Origin of the sequence: Flavobacterium sp., from assembly GCF_965277525.1 — a bacterium.
GTDB lineage: Bacteria > Bacteroidota > Bacteroidia > Flavobacteriales > Flavobacteriaceae > Flavobacterium.
Genome location: NZ_CBDIDC010000001.1, coordinates 34,824 through 52,307, shown reverse-complemented (window position 1 = coordinate 52,307; position 17,484 = coordinate 34,824). Strand labels below are relative to the sequence as shown.

Below are 17,484 nucleotides of genomic sequence, written 5' to 3'. Positions count from 1 at the left end.
ACAAATTTTAACATTTTATTGTTTTAAAATGTTAAAATTTACCCAACACCTTTTCAAAATTGTCATTTGTCGAAATTATATTTTGTTAACAAAAGGTATTCTTAAGTTTAACATGTTATTAACTCTAAAAAAACAACTAATATGATTAAGGACGTACTAAAATTACTGTTTGTTTTCTGCTTGTTTGCATTCCAAAGCTCACAAGCACAAACTACAGTAAAAGGAACGATAACAGATGCTTCAACGGGAATTCCGATTCCAGGGGCAAATGTTGTGGTTAAAGGAACAAAGACAAGTGCATCGTCAGATTTTGATGGTAAGTACACTATTAATGTTCCAAATCAATCAGCAGTTTTGGTTTTCACGTATGTGGGTTCTGCTCCAAAAGAAATAAGCGTAGGAACACAAACTACCATTAATGCAGCTTTAGGTGCCGCTACCCAACAATTAGGAGAGGTTGTCGTAACGGCTCTGGGTATCAAAAGAGAGAAAAAAGCGATTACGTATTCTGCCCAAAACATTTCAGTAGATGAACTTTCAGAGGCAAGATCATTAAACGTTGCCAACTCACTTTCAGGTAAAGTTGCAGGTCTTAACTTCTCTACTACGTCTAATGGTGTAGGTAGTTCCTCCAGAATTACATTAAGGGGGAACAGATCTCTTACAGGTAACAACCAACCTATGTATGTCGTAGATGGTGTGCCAATTAGTAACGGAACAACCAATACGAATCCGGATATCGATACAGGAGGAACCACACAGCCTGACGGTATTTCGAACATTAACCCCGAAGATATAGCTTCGATGACCGTTCTTAAAGGACCATCTGCAGCAGCACTTTACGGAACCAGAGCAAGTAATGGTGTTATCGTTATAACTACAAAATCAGGTAAAGCCGGAAAAACATCCGTTTCGTTATCGTCTAACTTTATGGCTTCGTCAGCTTATAATCTGATGAATTTGCAAAACGAATACGGTCAAGGAACTTTAGGAGCTTACAATCCAACTTCAAGCTCAAGCTGGGGAGGAAAATTAGACGGAAGTCAGGTTTCAAACTGGCAGTTAGTTCGTAATCCAAATTATGCAGGACCGGCTACACAAAGTTATTCTCCACAGCCCAATAACGTTATTGATTTCTATAAAACTGGTTATAATTTAGCCAATACATTGACTGTTACAACAGGAAATGAAAAAGCACAAGGTTATTTTTCTTATACTAATACAGGTGCTGAAGGTATTGTGGGAGGAAATAAATTAGACAGACACAATCTTAATTTAAGATTGACCAGTAAAATATCTGATAAATTATCACTGGATGTAAAAACCAATTATATCGTTCAGGACATCGATAATTTATTAAGAACAGGAGAGGAGTCTATTGGTACGTCAGCTTATTTATTGCCACGTAGTATTGCTATTAGCGATTACAAAAACTTCGAATATTTTGATGCTGCCGGACAAAGACAAATGAATTATTTCATTGATGAAGCCGGAGCTCCGGGCGGAAACCCATATTGGTCTGCGTTACGTGATGACGCGCGTAAAGACAAAAGAAACAGATTTATAGGTCTTGCTTCGCTTAAATATGATTTTACAAGCGCAATAAGTTTACAGGTTAGAACCGGTTTAGACCAAATGACCAACAAGAATGTCAGAAACAGATATGCTACAATAGCTTTTAACAACAATCTTGGTTCTTACAGTGAATCGTATGAAACAGTAAGCGAATTCAATACAGATGCTTTACTTTCTTTTAATAAAAAATTTGGTGATTTCTCCGTTGGAATTAATGCTGGTGCGAACTCATTGCAACAAAATAGTTCTTCATTATATTCAGGAGGAGTTTTAAGCAAAAGAAACTTTTTTGCATTATCAAACGTATCAACTGTGCAATCGACTTCTACAGCTTCAGAAAAAAGAATTAACTCTGTTTACGGTTTCTCACAAATTGGATTTAGAAATTATTTGTTCCTGGATTTAACGGCGAGAAATGACTGGTCTTCTACATTACCGGCAGCAAACAGATCTTTCTTTTACCCTTCTATAGGTCTTTCAGGAGTACTTTCAGATATGTTTACGCTTCCGGAAACAATCAGTTTTGCAAAATTAAGAGCTTCTTATGCAAAAGTGGGTAATGATACAGATCCTTATCAAACAAGTTCAAGATTATCTTATATTGGTGGTAATGGTGGTATGTTATATGCTCAGACAACTGCAGCAAACCCGAACCTGAGACCTGAAATGTCAAGTTCTGTTGAGTTTGGTGGAGAAGTTCGCTTTTTCAAAAATCGTTTAGGATTAGACGTTACTTATTTCCAGACGAATACTAAAGATCAGATTTTTTACATCAATACTCCGGAATCTTCTTCGACTTCAAGAGCGGTAGTAAATGGAGGGGAAATTCAAAACAAAGGTATTGAGGTTGTTTTTACAGCAACTCCAATTCAAACCGAAAGCTTCTCTTGGGATATAACAGCAAATTACGCTACGTACAGATCTGAAGTAAAATCTATTTACGGAGGAAGAGAAGAATTAGTACTTGGTGAAGGAAGATTGGTAAGAAGCAAAGTAATTCAGGGTGGTGAATATGGAGATTTATACATCAAAGGTTTCCAAAGATCTCCTGACGGAAAAATTATCGTAAACAGTGCAGGTTTGCCTTTAGCAACAAATAGTTTTGATGTTCGTGCCGGAAACTTTAACCCGGACTGGACGGCAGGTTTGAAAAACAACTTTAAATACAAAGATTTCTCTTTAAGCTTCCTTGTTGATTTTAGAATTGGTGGTGAAGTTATTTCATACACTCAGGCAAGACAAGCCGGTTTAGGAGTAAGTGATGTTACGCTTGCAGGAAGAGAGGGCGGAATTGTTGTGGATGGTGTTGTAGCTGGCGCAGGTGGAACTTACACTCCAAATACGGTAAGCATTAATGCAGAACAGTACTGGACTGCAATTGGACAAAGAACACCTATTGCTGAGCCTTTTATTTATGATGCGACAAACATCAGATTAAGAGAACTTGTTTTTGGATATTCTTTACCAAAACGTGTGCTAAATAACTCAGGTTTTACAAGTATTGATTTTTCATTGGTAGGAAGAAATTTATTCTTCTTCGTGAATAAAGCGAAATATTTTGATCCGGAGGCTGGTGCCGGTACAGGAAACTTACAAGGTATAGAATCTTTCAACATTCCTTCAACGAGAGATTATGGAGTTAATGTTAAATTCGGATTTTAATTAAAAAAGAGACATCATGAAATATAGTTTTAAAATAAAAACATTAGGAGTTGCATTAATGGCAGTTTCTATTTTATCAAGCTGTACAAGCGACTTCGATAAAATAAATACCGATCCTAATTCGCTTACAGAAGATCAGTTAGATCCAACTCTTGCCGGACCGTCATTTGCCTCTGCAATTTATGCCGGAATTCACAACGGTTCGTACTCTTCACCGGGTGTTGATGATCAGGGAACCTGGGGTATTGCAACAGGTATTCTGTCTTCTACTTTTATCCATTATTTAAATTGTGGTTATGGTACAGAAAGAAATGCATTCGTAAATGGATATGAAGGACGTGGTTGGACCAGATTTTATACTGTTGCCGTTCCAGCATTAAACAATGCGATTAAAGCCTCTGAAGGAAATGCAGAAGCTTTGGCTATCCTTAAAATCTGGAAAGTTTTTATGTACAATCAGATGGTAGATGCTTACGGACCAATTCCGTACACAGAAGCAGATAACAAGAAAGAAAAAGTACCTTATGACAGCGTAGAATTTATCTATGAAGATTTCTTTAAGTTATTAGATGAAGCAAACGCGACATTAAGCAGTGCTTCTGTAGCAACAGTCGCTTCATTTCAGCCTAATGACCGTTTGTACGCAGGTAATGTGGCGAATTGGAGAGTATTTGGAAACAGTTTAAGATTGCGTCTGGCATTAAGAATCTCGGATATTCAGCCGGACAAAGCAAAAACACAAGCTGAAGCTGCTGTAGCTGCAGGTGTTATGCAGACGAATGAGCAAGGCGCTTTCTTTAAAGCAAGTAACATTACCCCAAACAACTTAAACATGATTGTAAACAGTTGGGGGTATACAATGACAGCTTCTATGGAAAGTATCCTGGTAGGATATAACGATCCAAGGTTAGCGAAATGGTTTGCTCCAATCGACACTGGTGTTTATCGTGGTCAGCCTGTTGGAGGTTTAGAAGATCAGTTTGGAACCACAAAATTCTCTGCTTTTAATAATGATGTGATGGGGAATGGTGCTGCTGGAAATCTTAGTGAATCTAAAAATATTGAAGTATTCATGGCTTCTGAAAACTATTTCAGCAGAGCCGAAGGTGCTTTGAACGGATGGAACATGGGCGGAAGTGCTCAAAGTTTATACGAAGAAGGAATCAGAATGTCATTAAGACAATGGGGTATTACAGATACTGCGACCATTAATGCGTATGTTGCCGGAAATACATTACCGGTTTTACCTAATGTGCTAACGGTTTATCCAACTTTAGACTTAAAGGACATACCTGTAAAGTTGCCTGTAGCATGGTCAGCTGCCGTGGCAAGTCAGCGTACACAAATCGCGGTTCAAAAGTACTTGGCTATTTTTCCTGAATCCTGGGAATCCTGGGCAGACTTACGCAGAAGTGATGCAAAAGTTATTTATGCGCCACTGAATACAGATAATAATGATGCCGGAGTAGGTAAAAGCCTGATGAAAAGAATTATTTATACCACAAATGAATATTCTTCTAATAAAGATGCTGTTACAGACGGAATCGTAAAACTAAAAGGACCTGATACCGGAGGAACAAAACTTTGGTGGGATACAAAATAAAGAAGTAAAGATAAAGAGCTTCGTTACTTAGAAATTGACAAAAGGAGAGGTAACTCTCCTTTTGTTTTATATCATAATTTCGGTTATTAAAATAGCAATGATGAAACAAAAAACAATATTTTAATCAGAGACGGCAAGAGAGGTTTTTATTCAAGTAATAAAAAACTTCGCTACAATTGCCGGATCATCAAATACAATTAGTATGGTTAGCAGTACAATTTCCCCTTCTTCTGAAAAGAAAAATACAATAGTTCCAATTTTAATTATAGCGAGTCTGTTTTTTGTTTTTGGATTTGTAACCTGGATCAACGGAGCTTTGATTCCCTTTATGAAAACCATAAATGAATTAACATCCGCACAATCGCTTTTGGTAGCTTCCGCATCTTATATTTCCTTTGTAGTAATGGCGTTGCCGGCTTCGTATATTTTAGCAAAAATTGGCTATAAAAAAGGAATGTCGTTAGGTTTATTCATCATGGGATTGGGTGCTTTAGTATTCATACCTGCAGCTGAGGCAAGAACCTATTGGATGTTTTTGACGGGAATATTTATTCAGGGTGCCGGAATGACCTTATTGCAGACCGCATCCAACCCGTATATTACAATTTTGGGGCCTATAGAAAGTGCTGCAAAACGAATCTCTATTATGGGGATTTGCAATAAAATAGCGGGTGCTTTAGGATCCCTTATTTTTGGATCTATTTTATTGTCCGGAATAGATGAAATAAAAGAAAAACTTAGTCTGGTCAGTACCACTGAAAAAGCCAAATTACTCGATACGATGGCAGATAGCGTTGTTGCTCCGTATATTACAATGGCGATGGTTTTATTTGTTTTGGGAATATTGATTAGAAAAGCACCTTTACCGGATGTCGAAGCAGAACCAATTGAAGAAGCAAAAGAAGGAGAAACCACAAAAACAAGTATTTTTCAGTTTCCGCATTTGTGGTTGGGGGTTTTAACGCTTTTTATGTACGTAGGCGTTGAGGTAATTGCTGGAGACACAATTATCGCGTATGGTATTGCACTAGGCTTTCCGGCTAGCGATGCTAAATTTTTTACTACATTTACTTTATTGGCTATGGTCGTAACGTATGCTGTTGGTGCATTTCTGATTCCAAAATACATTAGTCAGGCCCTGGCATTACGGGCAAGTGCCGTTTTAGGAATTCTGCTTTCGCTTTGTATTGTATCTTCAAGCGGATTTACTTCTATTTTATTTGTAGCAGCTTTAGGAATTGCAAATGCTTTGGTCTGGCCGGCAATATGGCCTTTAACGCTGAAAGGACTGGGGAAATTTACCAAAATAGCTTCGGCATTATTGGTTATGGCCATTTCAGGAGGGGCAATTATTCCGCCGTTATACGGAAAATTTGTAGACACCAACAAAGCAGATATGCTGGCTCAGGGAATGAGGGAGGTTGCAGCAAATGCGAATGCCACTACAGAAGGATATTGGATTTTACTGCCTTGCTATATTTTTATTTTATACTACGCGATTATTGGACATAAAGCAGGTCTAAAAAAAGAATAATTTTTCAGTTTGTGTTTATTAGTTCTTACTGTGAGTATCGTTCATATCTTTCGCATAGTAGGCTATGAGTAGTATAAATAAGTGAAACGCCTGTTTTTTAGCTAAAGAAAATCTATGTTTCTATGTGTTTAAAATGATACAACCAACAAATTAATTTTTTACTATTTACAATGATTTCAAAATTTAATTATCCATTATTTTTATTACTGCTGACCTGTATTTCCTGCACGTCGGTAAAGAAGCATTCAAAAGCAATTCATATCACTCAAGGATTTATTACAGATCAGCCTGTTACGGCCAACAGTCATGCAGCAACGGTGGTTGAACTTGAATCGGGGAAACTTATGGCAGCCTGGTTTGGAGGAAAACATGAAGGAGCTAAAGATGTAGGGATTTATTTTTCGGTTTATAAAGAAAAGAAGTGGTCTGTTCCGGCGAATCTTGTTCCGCCTTTAATAAGGGAAAAAGACACATTGCCCTGTTGGAATCCGGTTTTGTTTAAAAGTAAAAGCCAGAACTTGTATTTATTTTATAAAACAGGTAAAAATCCAAGAGAATGGTTTGGTGCCATGATGGTTTCAAGAGATAACGGAAATACCTGGAGCCCCCCTACATACCTTCCTGATGGAATATTAGGCCCTATTAGAAACAAACCAATCGAAACCAGTCCGGGCATTATTTTATGTGGCAGCAGTACTGAAAGTATCGATGATAATAAATGGAGAGTTCATATAGAAAAATATACCGAAGCCACTGACACCTGGGAAAAGATTGCTATTGATGACAGGAAAGAGTTTGATATTATTCAGCCCACATTTTTGATTCATTCGGCTAATGAGATTCAGATATTGTCCAGAAGCAAACATAATAAATTAATTTCGAGTTGGTCTGAAGATAACGGGAACACCTGGCAAAAAACCGACAGCATTAATGTTGTCAATTCTAATTCGGGAGTGGATGCCGTAACGTTATCCAATAAATCATTTTTATTGGTGAATAATCCTTTGAAGATTGGAAAAGACTGGTTCAACGGCCGAAATGTTTTAGACGTAGAATACTCAAAAGATGGCGTAAACTGGAAGAAGCTATTCGATTTAGAAAACCAAAAAGAGGGCGAATTCAGTTATCCGGCGATTATTCAGACCTCAGATCGTAAAATACATATCTTGTACACGTATAACAGAAAATACATTAAACATGTAGCATTTGAACTGACGGATTAAGTAAGTTTTGAAATAATTCCTAACTTGTGGAAGAAACTTTTACTAACACAAAAGAAAATTATGCAAAGACACTGCCTTACTTTAGACCTGAGAAACGACCCTGATTCAATCAATGAATATATAAGACTTCATGAGAACGTTTGGCCTGAAATCAGAGAAAGCATTAAAGATGCAGGAATTATTAATATGGAAATTTACAATATCGGAGATCGGCTGTTTATGATTATAGAAGCAGATGCTGATTTTTCTTTTGAAAAAAAGTCAAAATTAGACGCTTCAAATCCAAAAGTTCAGGAATGGGAAAAATTAATGTGGAAATTTCAAAAAGCCTTACCCGGGGCGCAACCGGGAGAAAAATGGATGCTAATGCATAAAGTTTTTCAACTTCAATAAAACAAAAATAATCATCGGATAATTAAAATGAAACCTTTTCAAAATTCAAAATTTGCCGTATTCTTTATTAGTACACTATTTTTTAGTACTACAATTAAGGCTCAGGACGGCATTAGTGCCAAAACATTTTACAAACACGACAAATATCTTTCATCGGATAAAATGGAAGGGCGTTTTCCGGGTACAAAAGGGAATAATGATGCAGCAGTTTACATCAAAAAATATTTTAAAAAATACGGACTGAAAGACTTCAGTAAAATGTACGATCAGCCTTTTAGGCTCTTTGTAAAGGAAGGAATCAATAAAGTACAATCAGATAGTGTCACCACCCAAAATGTGGTTGGCTATATCGAAGGATCAGATCCCAATCTCAAAAATGAATTTATTGTCATAGGAGCCCATTATGACCATTGGGGTTGGGGCGGAAAAGGATCCAGCAGTAAAAAAAAGGAAGTCGTTGCCATTCATAACGGAGCAGATGATAATGCGTCGGGAGTTTCGGCTTTGCTTTGTATCGCAGAAGAAGTATCCAAATTGTCTTTAAAACCCAAAAGAAGTATCATTTTTATTTCGTTTAGTGGCGAAGAAGAGGGATTGTTAGGCTCTAAATATTTTGTAGATCATTTGCCGGTGAAAAAGGAAGCTGTAAAGGTGATGCTCAATATGGATATGGTAGGAAGATTAAATCCTGAAAAGCAAATTTATATGGGCGGTGCCGGTACTTTTCCGGATGGAGTAGAACTGATGAAAAAACTGGGAGAGAACAGCGGGCTACATCCGGTGATTCATGCCGGAGATGTTGGAGGATCAGATCATGTGTCATTTTATAAGGCTTCAATTGCTGCCATAGGATTTCATACGGGCGGACATCCGCAATACCACACACCTGAAGATGATATTGATTTAATTAATACCGAAGGCGGAGCTTTGGTCGCAAAGTATATTTATAAAGCTTTGATTGCAATTGCTAATGATGAACAGGCTTTGTATTTTATTAAGCAGGATTAGGTGAAGGAAAAAAAGTTGAGGTAAAGAAAAATAATGAGATTTTAGCGTGCGATCTTACTAAAAAAAAGATTTAATTTTAGGACTAATTTTGCTAATTTTATATCACATAGTTTCAAAAAAAATCCTCAAAATAGAAAAATTTTGAGGATTTTTTAAAATATCACGTTCGAAACGAAATTATCAGCCTTTTATGCCAGCTAACCAATCTTTAAATTTGCTTACCTGCTCGGCTATAAACGACTCATGTTCTTCTTCTTCTTCAGCGTCGTTTTCAGGTAAGATATGCTCAAAATAAGTTCCTTTTAGTACTTTTCGTAAAATACCTTCCCCTAAAAACGACTTATTGTCATTTAGTGTTTTTGTTGCTTTAAGTAAATGACGGATATCGTATTGTAAAGGATTAATATCGGGTACCTGTTTATTTAAATTCAATAACTCGTAAACGGCGATTCTGGCAGTTCTCACCGAACTTTCCATCGTAAAAACTACGTCATTGTTTGTTTCTACGAATTGCCCTATCAGCCCCAGATTTTTACATCCTTCGGGAACCACTCTTGGTCGGTCACCTTTAGCTCTTGGCATAAACATCGAAGTGATGTATGGCATGAAAGCCGTGCGTACGATAGTATTTTTGACCACGTTGTCTAATTGATCTATGATCCCTGTATGGTAACACAATTCGGCAAGAATTTCATCTCCGGTACATTCCGGCATTGTTTTTCTACTATAATTTCCTTCTTTGTCCATAAACAATGCATAAACCCAAAGTACCAGAATATCATCAGGTTGTTCAGGAAAATGAGGCTGTCTGTTACAAGTAAAACTCATTAGCCAATTTGAATCTGTAATAGTAATAATTCCTCCGGTAGCTGTTTTTCCCGAGTAAGGATCATTTACGCAATATTCCTTTAGCTTTTCAACCAATGGCGAAGGTCTGCAGGTTAATGTCACCGATTCCCAAGATGATTTTTCGATATTACTGCAGAATTTTTCAGGTTTGCCAAAAACGTCTGATTTTGCAGCAAGATTCTTCCATAGTTTCCATCCTCCGCTTTTACCGCTTGTCTGGTTGTCGATAGTTATGACAGGAGCTTTTTTATTATCACCATAGCAGGTATCTTCGGTCATTGATCCTGTAGTTACAATTACAAAATCGTCTTTTTCTACCTGGATTATGACTTCTTTACCTTCCTTTTCTGTGATAATTCCTTTTACCAATTTTCCTTCGGTATTAATATGAATATCTAGATCGCTTATAAGTGTATTAAATTCTATGGAGACTCCTTTTTCTTTTAGAAAGTTTCGCAAAGGAGTGACGAAGGTATCGTATTGGTTGTATTTCGGGAATACCAGAGACGAAAAATCATTTAATCCGTCAATAGCGTGTAGAAAACGGTGCATGTAAAGTTTTAATTCTAACAAGCTATGCCAGTTTTCAAAGGCAAACATAGTACGCCAGAATGTCCAGAAATTGCTGCTTAAAAACGATTCACTAAAATAATCCTGAATGGTTAAATCGTCCAGTTCTTCTTTTTTCTTTAGTAAAAGTTTGATAATGGCCAACTGATCTTTTTTGTTCAGACCAAATTTGCTAAAATCTTTGATTTCTCCTTTATTGTGAATAAGCCGTGCTTTCGAATAATTAGAGTCATTGTCGTTGATTAGGCGGTATTCATCCAAAACAGTATAAGGAGCTGGCATTTCTAGGGCAGGAATATCCTGAAACATATCCCAAAGGTTTTCATAAGTCATATCCATTTCACGGCCACCCCTAATAATATAACCCTCTTTTGCATTACCTGCACCATCCAAAGATCCTCCATCGATTTGTAATTGCTCTAAAAATGTAATGTTTTTGGCTGGAACCTGCCCATCACGAATAAAATAATATGCGGTTGCCATCCCGGCGATACCACTACCTATAATATAGATTTTGCTGTCTTTATAAGATTTTGGAGGAATTCCTATATTGCGTTGGTAGTTCCCAATCTGATCTGAAAACGGCATGGATTTTTCCGGGGTATTGCGTTGCTGCTCTTTACTGGAATCGGGTTCATGATTTACTTTTCCATTTGTCGCAGAGGCGTTCAGAACTTTATCGAATTTAGAAGTGATTTCTTTCATTTGATTATTATTTTAAGAATCAAATAAAGTTAAGTTTTTTCTGCTAAAAACACGGTGATAAGCCCGTTTCTTTTCTAAAGAAATATTCGATTTTTCAAACAGAATACAGAGACTGCAAGTGAAAACGATTACTGAAAACCCTAATTAGAATCTATCTGATAAGCACATCTTCTTTCACCGGCTATAATATGACTCACCCGGTTAATGATCACGTCTTTTCCCAGTACGGATCTGAATGTGTTTAATTCAGATGTGCAAAAGCCCTGGCAAACAGTTGCCGCAGCACAAATAGGGCAGTGGTTTTCGACCAAAAGATACCCTTGATCATTCTTAGAGTATTCGGCCATATAACCTTCTCTCGTTCTTATTTCGACAAGTTTCTCTATTTTCAATTCCAGATTGTCGATAGTATCAATCTCTTCATGATACTTCTTTTTACCCGTTTCTTCGTAAACATTAATCACTTCCTGCAAGGTATTTCCGCCCATTGCATTAATAATAGTAATTAGTTTTAAGGTCAGTTCAGCATGCGTATCCGGAAATTTCGCATTTCCGTTTGTGGTAAGACTAAAAGTTTTTTGAGGTCTTCCCACACCTTTAGATTCCTCTTGCGGATGAATCAATTCTTCTTCGACCAATTTAACCAGCTGTTGTCTAACACCTTCCTTTGTTATCTTAAGCTCATGCGCAATCTCGAGAGCCGTAAGGGGGCCTCGCATTTTGAGCAACATTAAAACCTTATTTGTAGTCATAAATTAATAAAACAAGTATTTAGTTGTTTTATTATGCAAAATTATTAATTTTGCGGTACTTATCAAAGCCCATTGTAAGATATTATTACTCTAATTGCAATGATCCTTGAGAGTTACAAAATTTATTAATGCAATACTATAGATTATGGCGCCAGAATTACAATTACTTCCCATAAGTTCCTATAATAGGATTGATTTACCCGTTTACATTGTTCCGTACTGGAATGTGTTGATGAAAACCTGCTAATATCGGGTATTCTCCTCTCTACATTTTATAAATCTCTAAAGCCTTTAGTCAAAGGTTGAAGTGTCTTTTATAGCGTGCTCAGCATACTAGAAAAAATAGTATACAAGTTGGGCGGGGATACCTATGTCTAAAAAGCAGCAAAAAAAACCACCGTTTAAGATGCAGTAAACAATTCAAAATTTTAATAAACATAAATATGGAAATAATAAATAAAATCGAGGCCTCAGGTATTCAAACTCTCTATTTACGGTCGTATAAACCCAATGAAAATGACTTTATACAATTTGATATCGTACCCTTTCTCATAGAAGATTTTTTATTACAGGAAAAAACATTTCGACAACAAATGGCCAATATAGACTGGAACCAATATTCCGGTAAAGAAGTGGTGATCTGTTGTTCGAATGATGCTATAGTTCCGCTTTGGTCCTATGTATTAATTGCTTCATTGCTTACGCCACATGTGGCAACAGTAGTGTACTCGACCACAGGAAATCACATCAATCTTTTATGGATAGAAAGAATACGAAAGATAGAATTTACAGCATTCATGAATCAAAAAATAGTGCTTAAAGCAAACAACGCCATTCCTGAAGAAATTTTGGTATTCGCTACAAGTCAGTTAATAAAATATGTACAAACCTTAATGTGGGGAGAAGCAGGTTCACCCTTAATGATTTACAAAAGAAAATAAACGATAATGAAAAAAATAATAGCCATCCTCTTTATAGGAACACTTTCTATAATTTCCTGTAATACCAAAACAACGGAACAAACAGAAAGTCCCAAAGCATATCCAACACTTACGCTAAAAGCGCAAAAAGCGTCGGTTTCAGTCGAGTATCCTACCACTTTAGAAGGCGAGCAAACCGTAGAAATACGTTCTAAAGTAGATGGATATATTGAGCAGGTTTATGTCGAAGAAGGTTCGGCTGTAGCCAAAGGACAAGCGTTGTTTAAAATCGATGCCAATAGTTATTTACAGGAAGTAAACAACAAAAAAGCAGCAGTTCTGGCAGCCGAAGCCAGTCTGGAAACAGCCGCTATTCAAACCAAAAGAACAGCCGCTTTAGCAGAAAAGAAAATTATAAACAACTACGAATTAACTTCAGCCAAAAATATAGAACGAGTAAAAAGAGCCGAATTAAGCCAGGCAAATGCTGATTTATCTTCGGCAAAATCAAAACTTGCTTTTACCAATATCGTAAGCCCGATTAATGGGGTTGTGGGAAGCCTGCCTTTTAAAATAGGAAGTCTGGTCAGTAGTTCCGCACCGGATCCTTTGACTACGGTTGCCAATACCAAAAATATTTACGCTTATTTTTCGCTGAGTCAGCAACAATTAAATTCGTTTTTGAGTCAATATTCAGGGAATCAATTAAAGGATAAGTTCAAAAATATGCCCGAAGTTTCTTTGGTTACTGCTGATGGAGAAACATATTCACAAAAAGGAAAAATACAAACCTTAAGTGGTGTCTTAAATGCAAGTACAGGTTCAGCCAATTTTAAGGCTGTTTTTCCAAACCGTGAAGGTAAACTCTGGAGCGGAGCAAGCGCCACAATTGTTATTCCAACGCAATTTGAAGACGCCATTCTGGTGCCTAAAAAAGCAGTATTTGAATTGCAGGGACGCTTTTTTGTTTTTACAACAGATGCTAAAAACATAGTACACAACACCGAAATAAAAATCAGAAACACCGCAACCGAAAAAGAATATGTAGTAACCGAAGGTGTAAAATCAGGAGATATTATAGTGACAGACGGAATAGGAAATGTAAGAGATGGAATGAAAATCGCACCGACAGCCCTTTCATCAAAAAAATAAAAAGACATGTTTAGAAAATTTATAGAAAATCCGGTATTATCGACGGTAATATCGATCATAATAGTGATTCTGGGATTGCTGGGATTGGCTTCATTGCCCATATCACAATATCCGGAAATTGCGCCGCCAACAGTTGTTGTAAATGCGTCGTATCAGGGAGCCAGTGCCAATGTGGTGATGAAAAGTGTTATTGTTCCTCTGGAAGAACAAATCAACGGAGTTGAGAATATGAGCTACATGACTTCGACTGCGAGTAGTAATGGTAGCGCATCCATAACCATATTCTTCAAACAGGGAACAAATCCCGATATGGCCGCCGTAAATGTTCAAAACAGGGTGACAAAAGCGACGAGTTTATTGCCCAATGAAGTGATTAAGGCAGGTATCACCACCAGCAAACAGTTGAGTAGTACAGCCTTTAGTTTCTTGTTGTACAGCACAGACGGGAAATACGACGAAAAATTCCTTGATAATTATTTAAGGATTAATATTATGCCTGAGATGAAACGTGTCGAAGGTGTAGGGGGCACCCAAATTTACAGCAATCAGGAATATTCGATGCGTATTTGGTTAAAACCGGATGCAATGGCCAGTCAGGGTTTGGTTCCGGATGATATTATTAAAGCATTGCAAGAGCAAAATATCGAAGCTGCCCCGGGTAAAATTGGAGAAAACAGTAAAGAATCAGTTCAGTATGCCTTAAAATTTACAGGAAGACTTGAAAGCCCCGCAGAATTTGAAAATATTATTTTGAGAAGCGGTAAACAAGGTAGTTTGTTGCGATTAAAAGATGTTGCCGATATTGAATTTGGAGCTTTGGATTATTCCACTTCATTGATTACACAAGGAAAAGTTTCTTCGGGCGGAGCCATAAGTCAGATTTCAGGATCGAATGCCAGAGAATTGATTATTGCCTGCGAGAATATCTTAAAAAAAGCATCCAAAGATTTTCCTCCGGGATTAGAATACCATACATTTCTAAATGCGAATGACTTTCTGGATGCTTCTATCGAAAAGGTAATTTATACCATTATCGAAGCTTTTATTCTGGTTTTTATTGTGGTATTTGTTTTTTTACAAGATTTTAGATCAACATTGATTCCGGCTATTGCAGTTCCGGTATCGATTATTGGTACCTTCTTTTTCCTGAAATTATTTGGGTTTACCATCAATTTGTTGACCCTTTTTGCTTTGGTTCTGGCCATTGGTATTGTCGTCGATGATGCCATTGTGGTCGTAGAAGCGGTTCATGCGAAACTGGATCAGGGAGCAAAATCAGCCAAAAAAGCTACCATTCATGCCATGAGCGAAATTAGTGGAGCGATTATATCCATCACCTTAATTATGTCGGCAGTATTTATTCCGGTTACTTTTATCACAGGTTCTGCGGGAGTATTTTATAAGCAATTTGGTTTGACATTAGCAGTCGCGATTTTAATTTCGGCAGTTAATGCCCTGACTTTAAGTCCTGCGCTTTGTGCCCTTTTATTAAAACCACATGACCCTGAACACTCAAATCAACCAAAAGGTTTTCTGCCTAAATTTTATGCTGGTTTTAATGTTGCTTTTGATGCGGTTACCAATAAATACATTGGAGCAGTGCGATTCCTGATTCGCAGAAAATGGATTTCCCTAATTGCAATTGCACTATTTGGAATGGTATTTTATGCTTTAATCAAAACGACACCAACAGGCTTTGTACCCAATGATGATGGGGGAGCTATTTTTGGAAATGTGGTTTTACCACCTGCTTCTACACTGGAACGCACGGAAGAAATTACAAAAGAAATCGATAGTATTGCCAGAAGTATTCCTGAAATAGAACTTTCATCCACACTTTCAGGAATGGATTTAATTCATGGATCTGGAGGATCTTATGGCGCATTATTTATCAGACTGAAACCCTGGAAAGAGAGAAAAGGAAAAAATCAGGATGTTACTTCGGTTGTGGGGCAGTTGTTTGCAAAAACAGCCCATATAAAAGGAGCAAGTATTATTTTCTTTGCTGCGCCAACCTTACAAGGATTTGGAAACAGCAACGGATTTGAAGTACAGTTGCAGGATAAAACAGGAGGCAGCTATCAGAATTTTGACAAGAATATCGGCAAATTTATGGCAGCCATCAATCAGCGACCGGAGATTATGTACGCCACAAGTCCGTTTAATATTGGTTTCCCGGAAATGGAAGTCAATATAAATGTAGCCAAATGTAAAGATGCGGGAGTAAGTGTAAATACAATATTGAACACGCTTCAGGGATATTTTGGCGGAATCTATGCGTCAGACATCAATAAATTCGGAAAACAATACAGGGTAATGCTGCAATCGCATCCGGATTACAGAGCAAAAGAAAGCGATATCAATAAAGTTTTTGTCCGAACAGATAAAGGGGCAATGGCACCAATTTCGGAATTTGTAACCTTGAAAAAAACGTATGGTCCGGAATTTATAAACCGTTTTAATCTTTTTACTTCGACTACCGTTACGGGTGCACCAAATGCAGGATATAGTTCCGGTGATGCCATCAAAGCAATCGAAGAAGTAGCGGCAAAAACATTAGACAGAGGATATACGTATGAGTTTTCGGGTTTAACCAAAGAAGAACTTTCCAGTGGAAGCCAGACAACTTTGATTTTTGGACTTTGTCTGATCTTCATTTACTTCCTGTTAAGCGCGCAGTACAAAAGTTATATTTTACCCTTTTCGGTATTGTTATCCTTACCAATAGGTCTTGCAGGCGCTTTTATATTTGCGAATTTGTTTGGGGTTGACAATAATATTTTCCTTCAGATCAGTTTGATTATGCTGATTGGTCTTTTGGCAAAAAATGCCATTCTTATTGTTGAGTTTGCCCTATTGCATCGCTTAAGCGGAAGAAGCCTGGTACAGTCGGCTATATTTGGGGCGAGAGCCAGGTTAAGACCTATTTTGATGACTTCTTTTGCTTTTATCTTCGGATTAATTCCGTTGATGATTGCAACTGGTGCCGGATCTTTGAGCAACAGATCGATTGGTACAGCTGCCGTTGGCGGAATGTTAATTGGTACATTATTCGGTGTTTTTGTAATTCCGGTGCTGTTTATCATTTTTCAGTCGTTGCAGGAGAAAATAGGAGGCATAAAAGTTCCGGTTCATGAGCCGAGAGTAATGGATTAAGGAAGGTTCAAAGGTGTAGGGGTGCAAAGGCTCAGAGGAAATAGCTGTGTGGTTGTTTTACCTCGAAGACAGATTGATTAAAAGCTCCGGCGGAGCGTTATATTTATAGCTAAAACATAGGTTTCTAGAATTAAAGCTCCAGCGGAGCGATATCTATGATTGTTGAATATGTCACCCCAATGGCTTCAAAAAAACAATTAAAATTTTCTATAAATATAACTTCCCGCTGGGACTTTCTTTGCAGTTAAATCTCATTTCAGAATAAAGCAGATTATTTTACCGCAAAGCAAGCAAAGATTTTAATCAGGTAAGGTTTTATAAAAACACAAAGTTCGCAAAGTTTTGTGCTGAGTCATCCTTACGGTTAGTTTTGCCACAGATT

General features: G+C 37.3%; 11 protein-coding genes. 9 read left to right on the top strand and 2 right to left on the bottom strand.

From position 1 onward, the window contains the following. The first annotated feature begins 141 nt into the window (after positions 1-141). From ACQY44_RS00200 to ACQY44_RS00175, 6 genes are all read left to right on the top strand, one after another. Positions 142-3,237 (top strand): SusC/RagA family TonB-linked outer membrane protein, encoded by a 3,096-nt coding sequence (locus ACQY44_RS00200; protein WP_428228413.1) that lies wholly within the window; start codon positions 142-144, stop codon positions 3,235-3,237. 16 nt (positions 3,238-3,253) lie between these two features. Beyond that, a complete protein-coding gene (locus ACQY44_RS00195) occupies positions 3,254-4,840 on the top strand; it encodes a SusD/RagB family nutrient-binding outer membrane lipoprotein (RefSeq protein WP_428228412.1) in 1,587 nt (528 codons plus the stop codon). A 202-nt stretch (positions 4,841-5,042) separates the two neighbouring features. Beyond that, positions 5,043-6,374 carry a sugar MFS transporter gene (locus ACQY44_RS00190; protein WP_428228411.1) on the top strand — a complete coding sequence of 444 codons (1,332 nt, stop codon included), beginning with the start codon at positions 5,043-5,045 and terminating at the stop codon, positions 6,372-6,374. Between the two features lie 170 nt (positions 6,375-6,544). Then, entirely contained in the window at positions 6,545-7,597 is a 1,053-nt protein-coding gene (locus tag ACQY44_RS00185; protein WP_428228410.1) for a sialidase family protein, read from the top strand. Between the two features lie 60 nt (positions 7,598-7,657). After that, a complete protein-coding gene (locus ACQY44_RS00180) occupies positions 7,658-7,990 on the top strand; it encodes an L-rhamnose mutarotase (RefSeq protein ID WP_428228409.1) in 333 nt (110 codons plus the stop codon). Between the two features lie 27 nt (positions 7,991-8,017). After that, positions 8,018-8,998 carry a M28 family metallopeptidase gene (locus ACQY44_RS00175; RefSeq protein ID WP_428228408.1) on the top strand — a complete coding sequence of 327 codons (981 nt, stop codon included), beginning with the start codon at positions 8,018-8,020 and terminating at the stop codon, positions 8,996-8,998. Between the two features lie 180 nt (positions 8,999-9,178). Here the strand turns inward: ACQY44_RS00175 and ACQY44_RS00170 are convergent, their stop codons facing one another. Next, on the bottom strand, positions 9,179-11,122 hold the full coding sequence (locus ACQY44_RS00170) for an oleate hydratase (protein WP_428228407.1): 1,944 nt from the start codon (positions 11,120-11,122) through the stop codon (positions 9,179-9,181). A 140-nt stretch (positions 11,123-11,262) separates the two neighbouring features. Then, a complete protein-coding gene (locus ACQY44_RS00165; RefSeq protein WP_428228406.1) occupies positions 11,263-11,874 on the bottom strand; it encodes a helix-turn-helix transcriptional regulator in 612 nt (203 codons plus the stop codon). Positions 11,875-12,317: 443 nt separating this feature from the next. On the opposite strand from ACQY44_RS00165, the gene ACQY44_RS00160 reads away from it, so the two are divergent. From ACQY44_RS00160 to ACQY44_RS00150, 3 genes are read left to right on the top strand one after another with little or no spacing between them, the layout of a single operon-like run. Beyond that, entirely contained in the window at positions 12,318-12,815 is a 498-nt protein-coding gene (locus ACQY44_RS00160; protein WP_428228405.1) for a DUF2480 family protein, read from the top strand. A 6-nt stretch (positions 12,816-12,821) separates the two neighbouring features. Beyond that, a complete protein-coding gene (locus ACQY44_RS00155) occupies positions 12,822-13,946 on the top strand; it encodes an efflux RND transporter periplasmic adaptor subunit (RefSeq protein ID WP_428228404.1) in 1,125 nt (374 codons plus the stop codon). A 6-nt stretch (positions 13,947-13,952) separates the two neighbouring features. After that, complete coding sequence (locus tag ACQY44_RS00150; protein ID WP_428228403.1) at positions 13,953-17,102, top strand: efflux RND transporter permease subunit; 3,150 nt, start codon at positions 13,953-13,955, stop codon at positions 17,100-17,102. Positions 17,103-17,484: the final 382 nt, after the last annotated feature.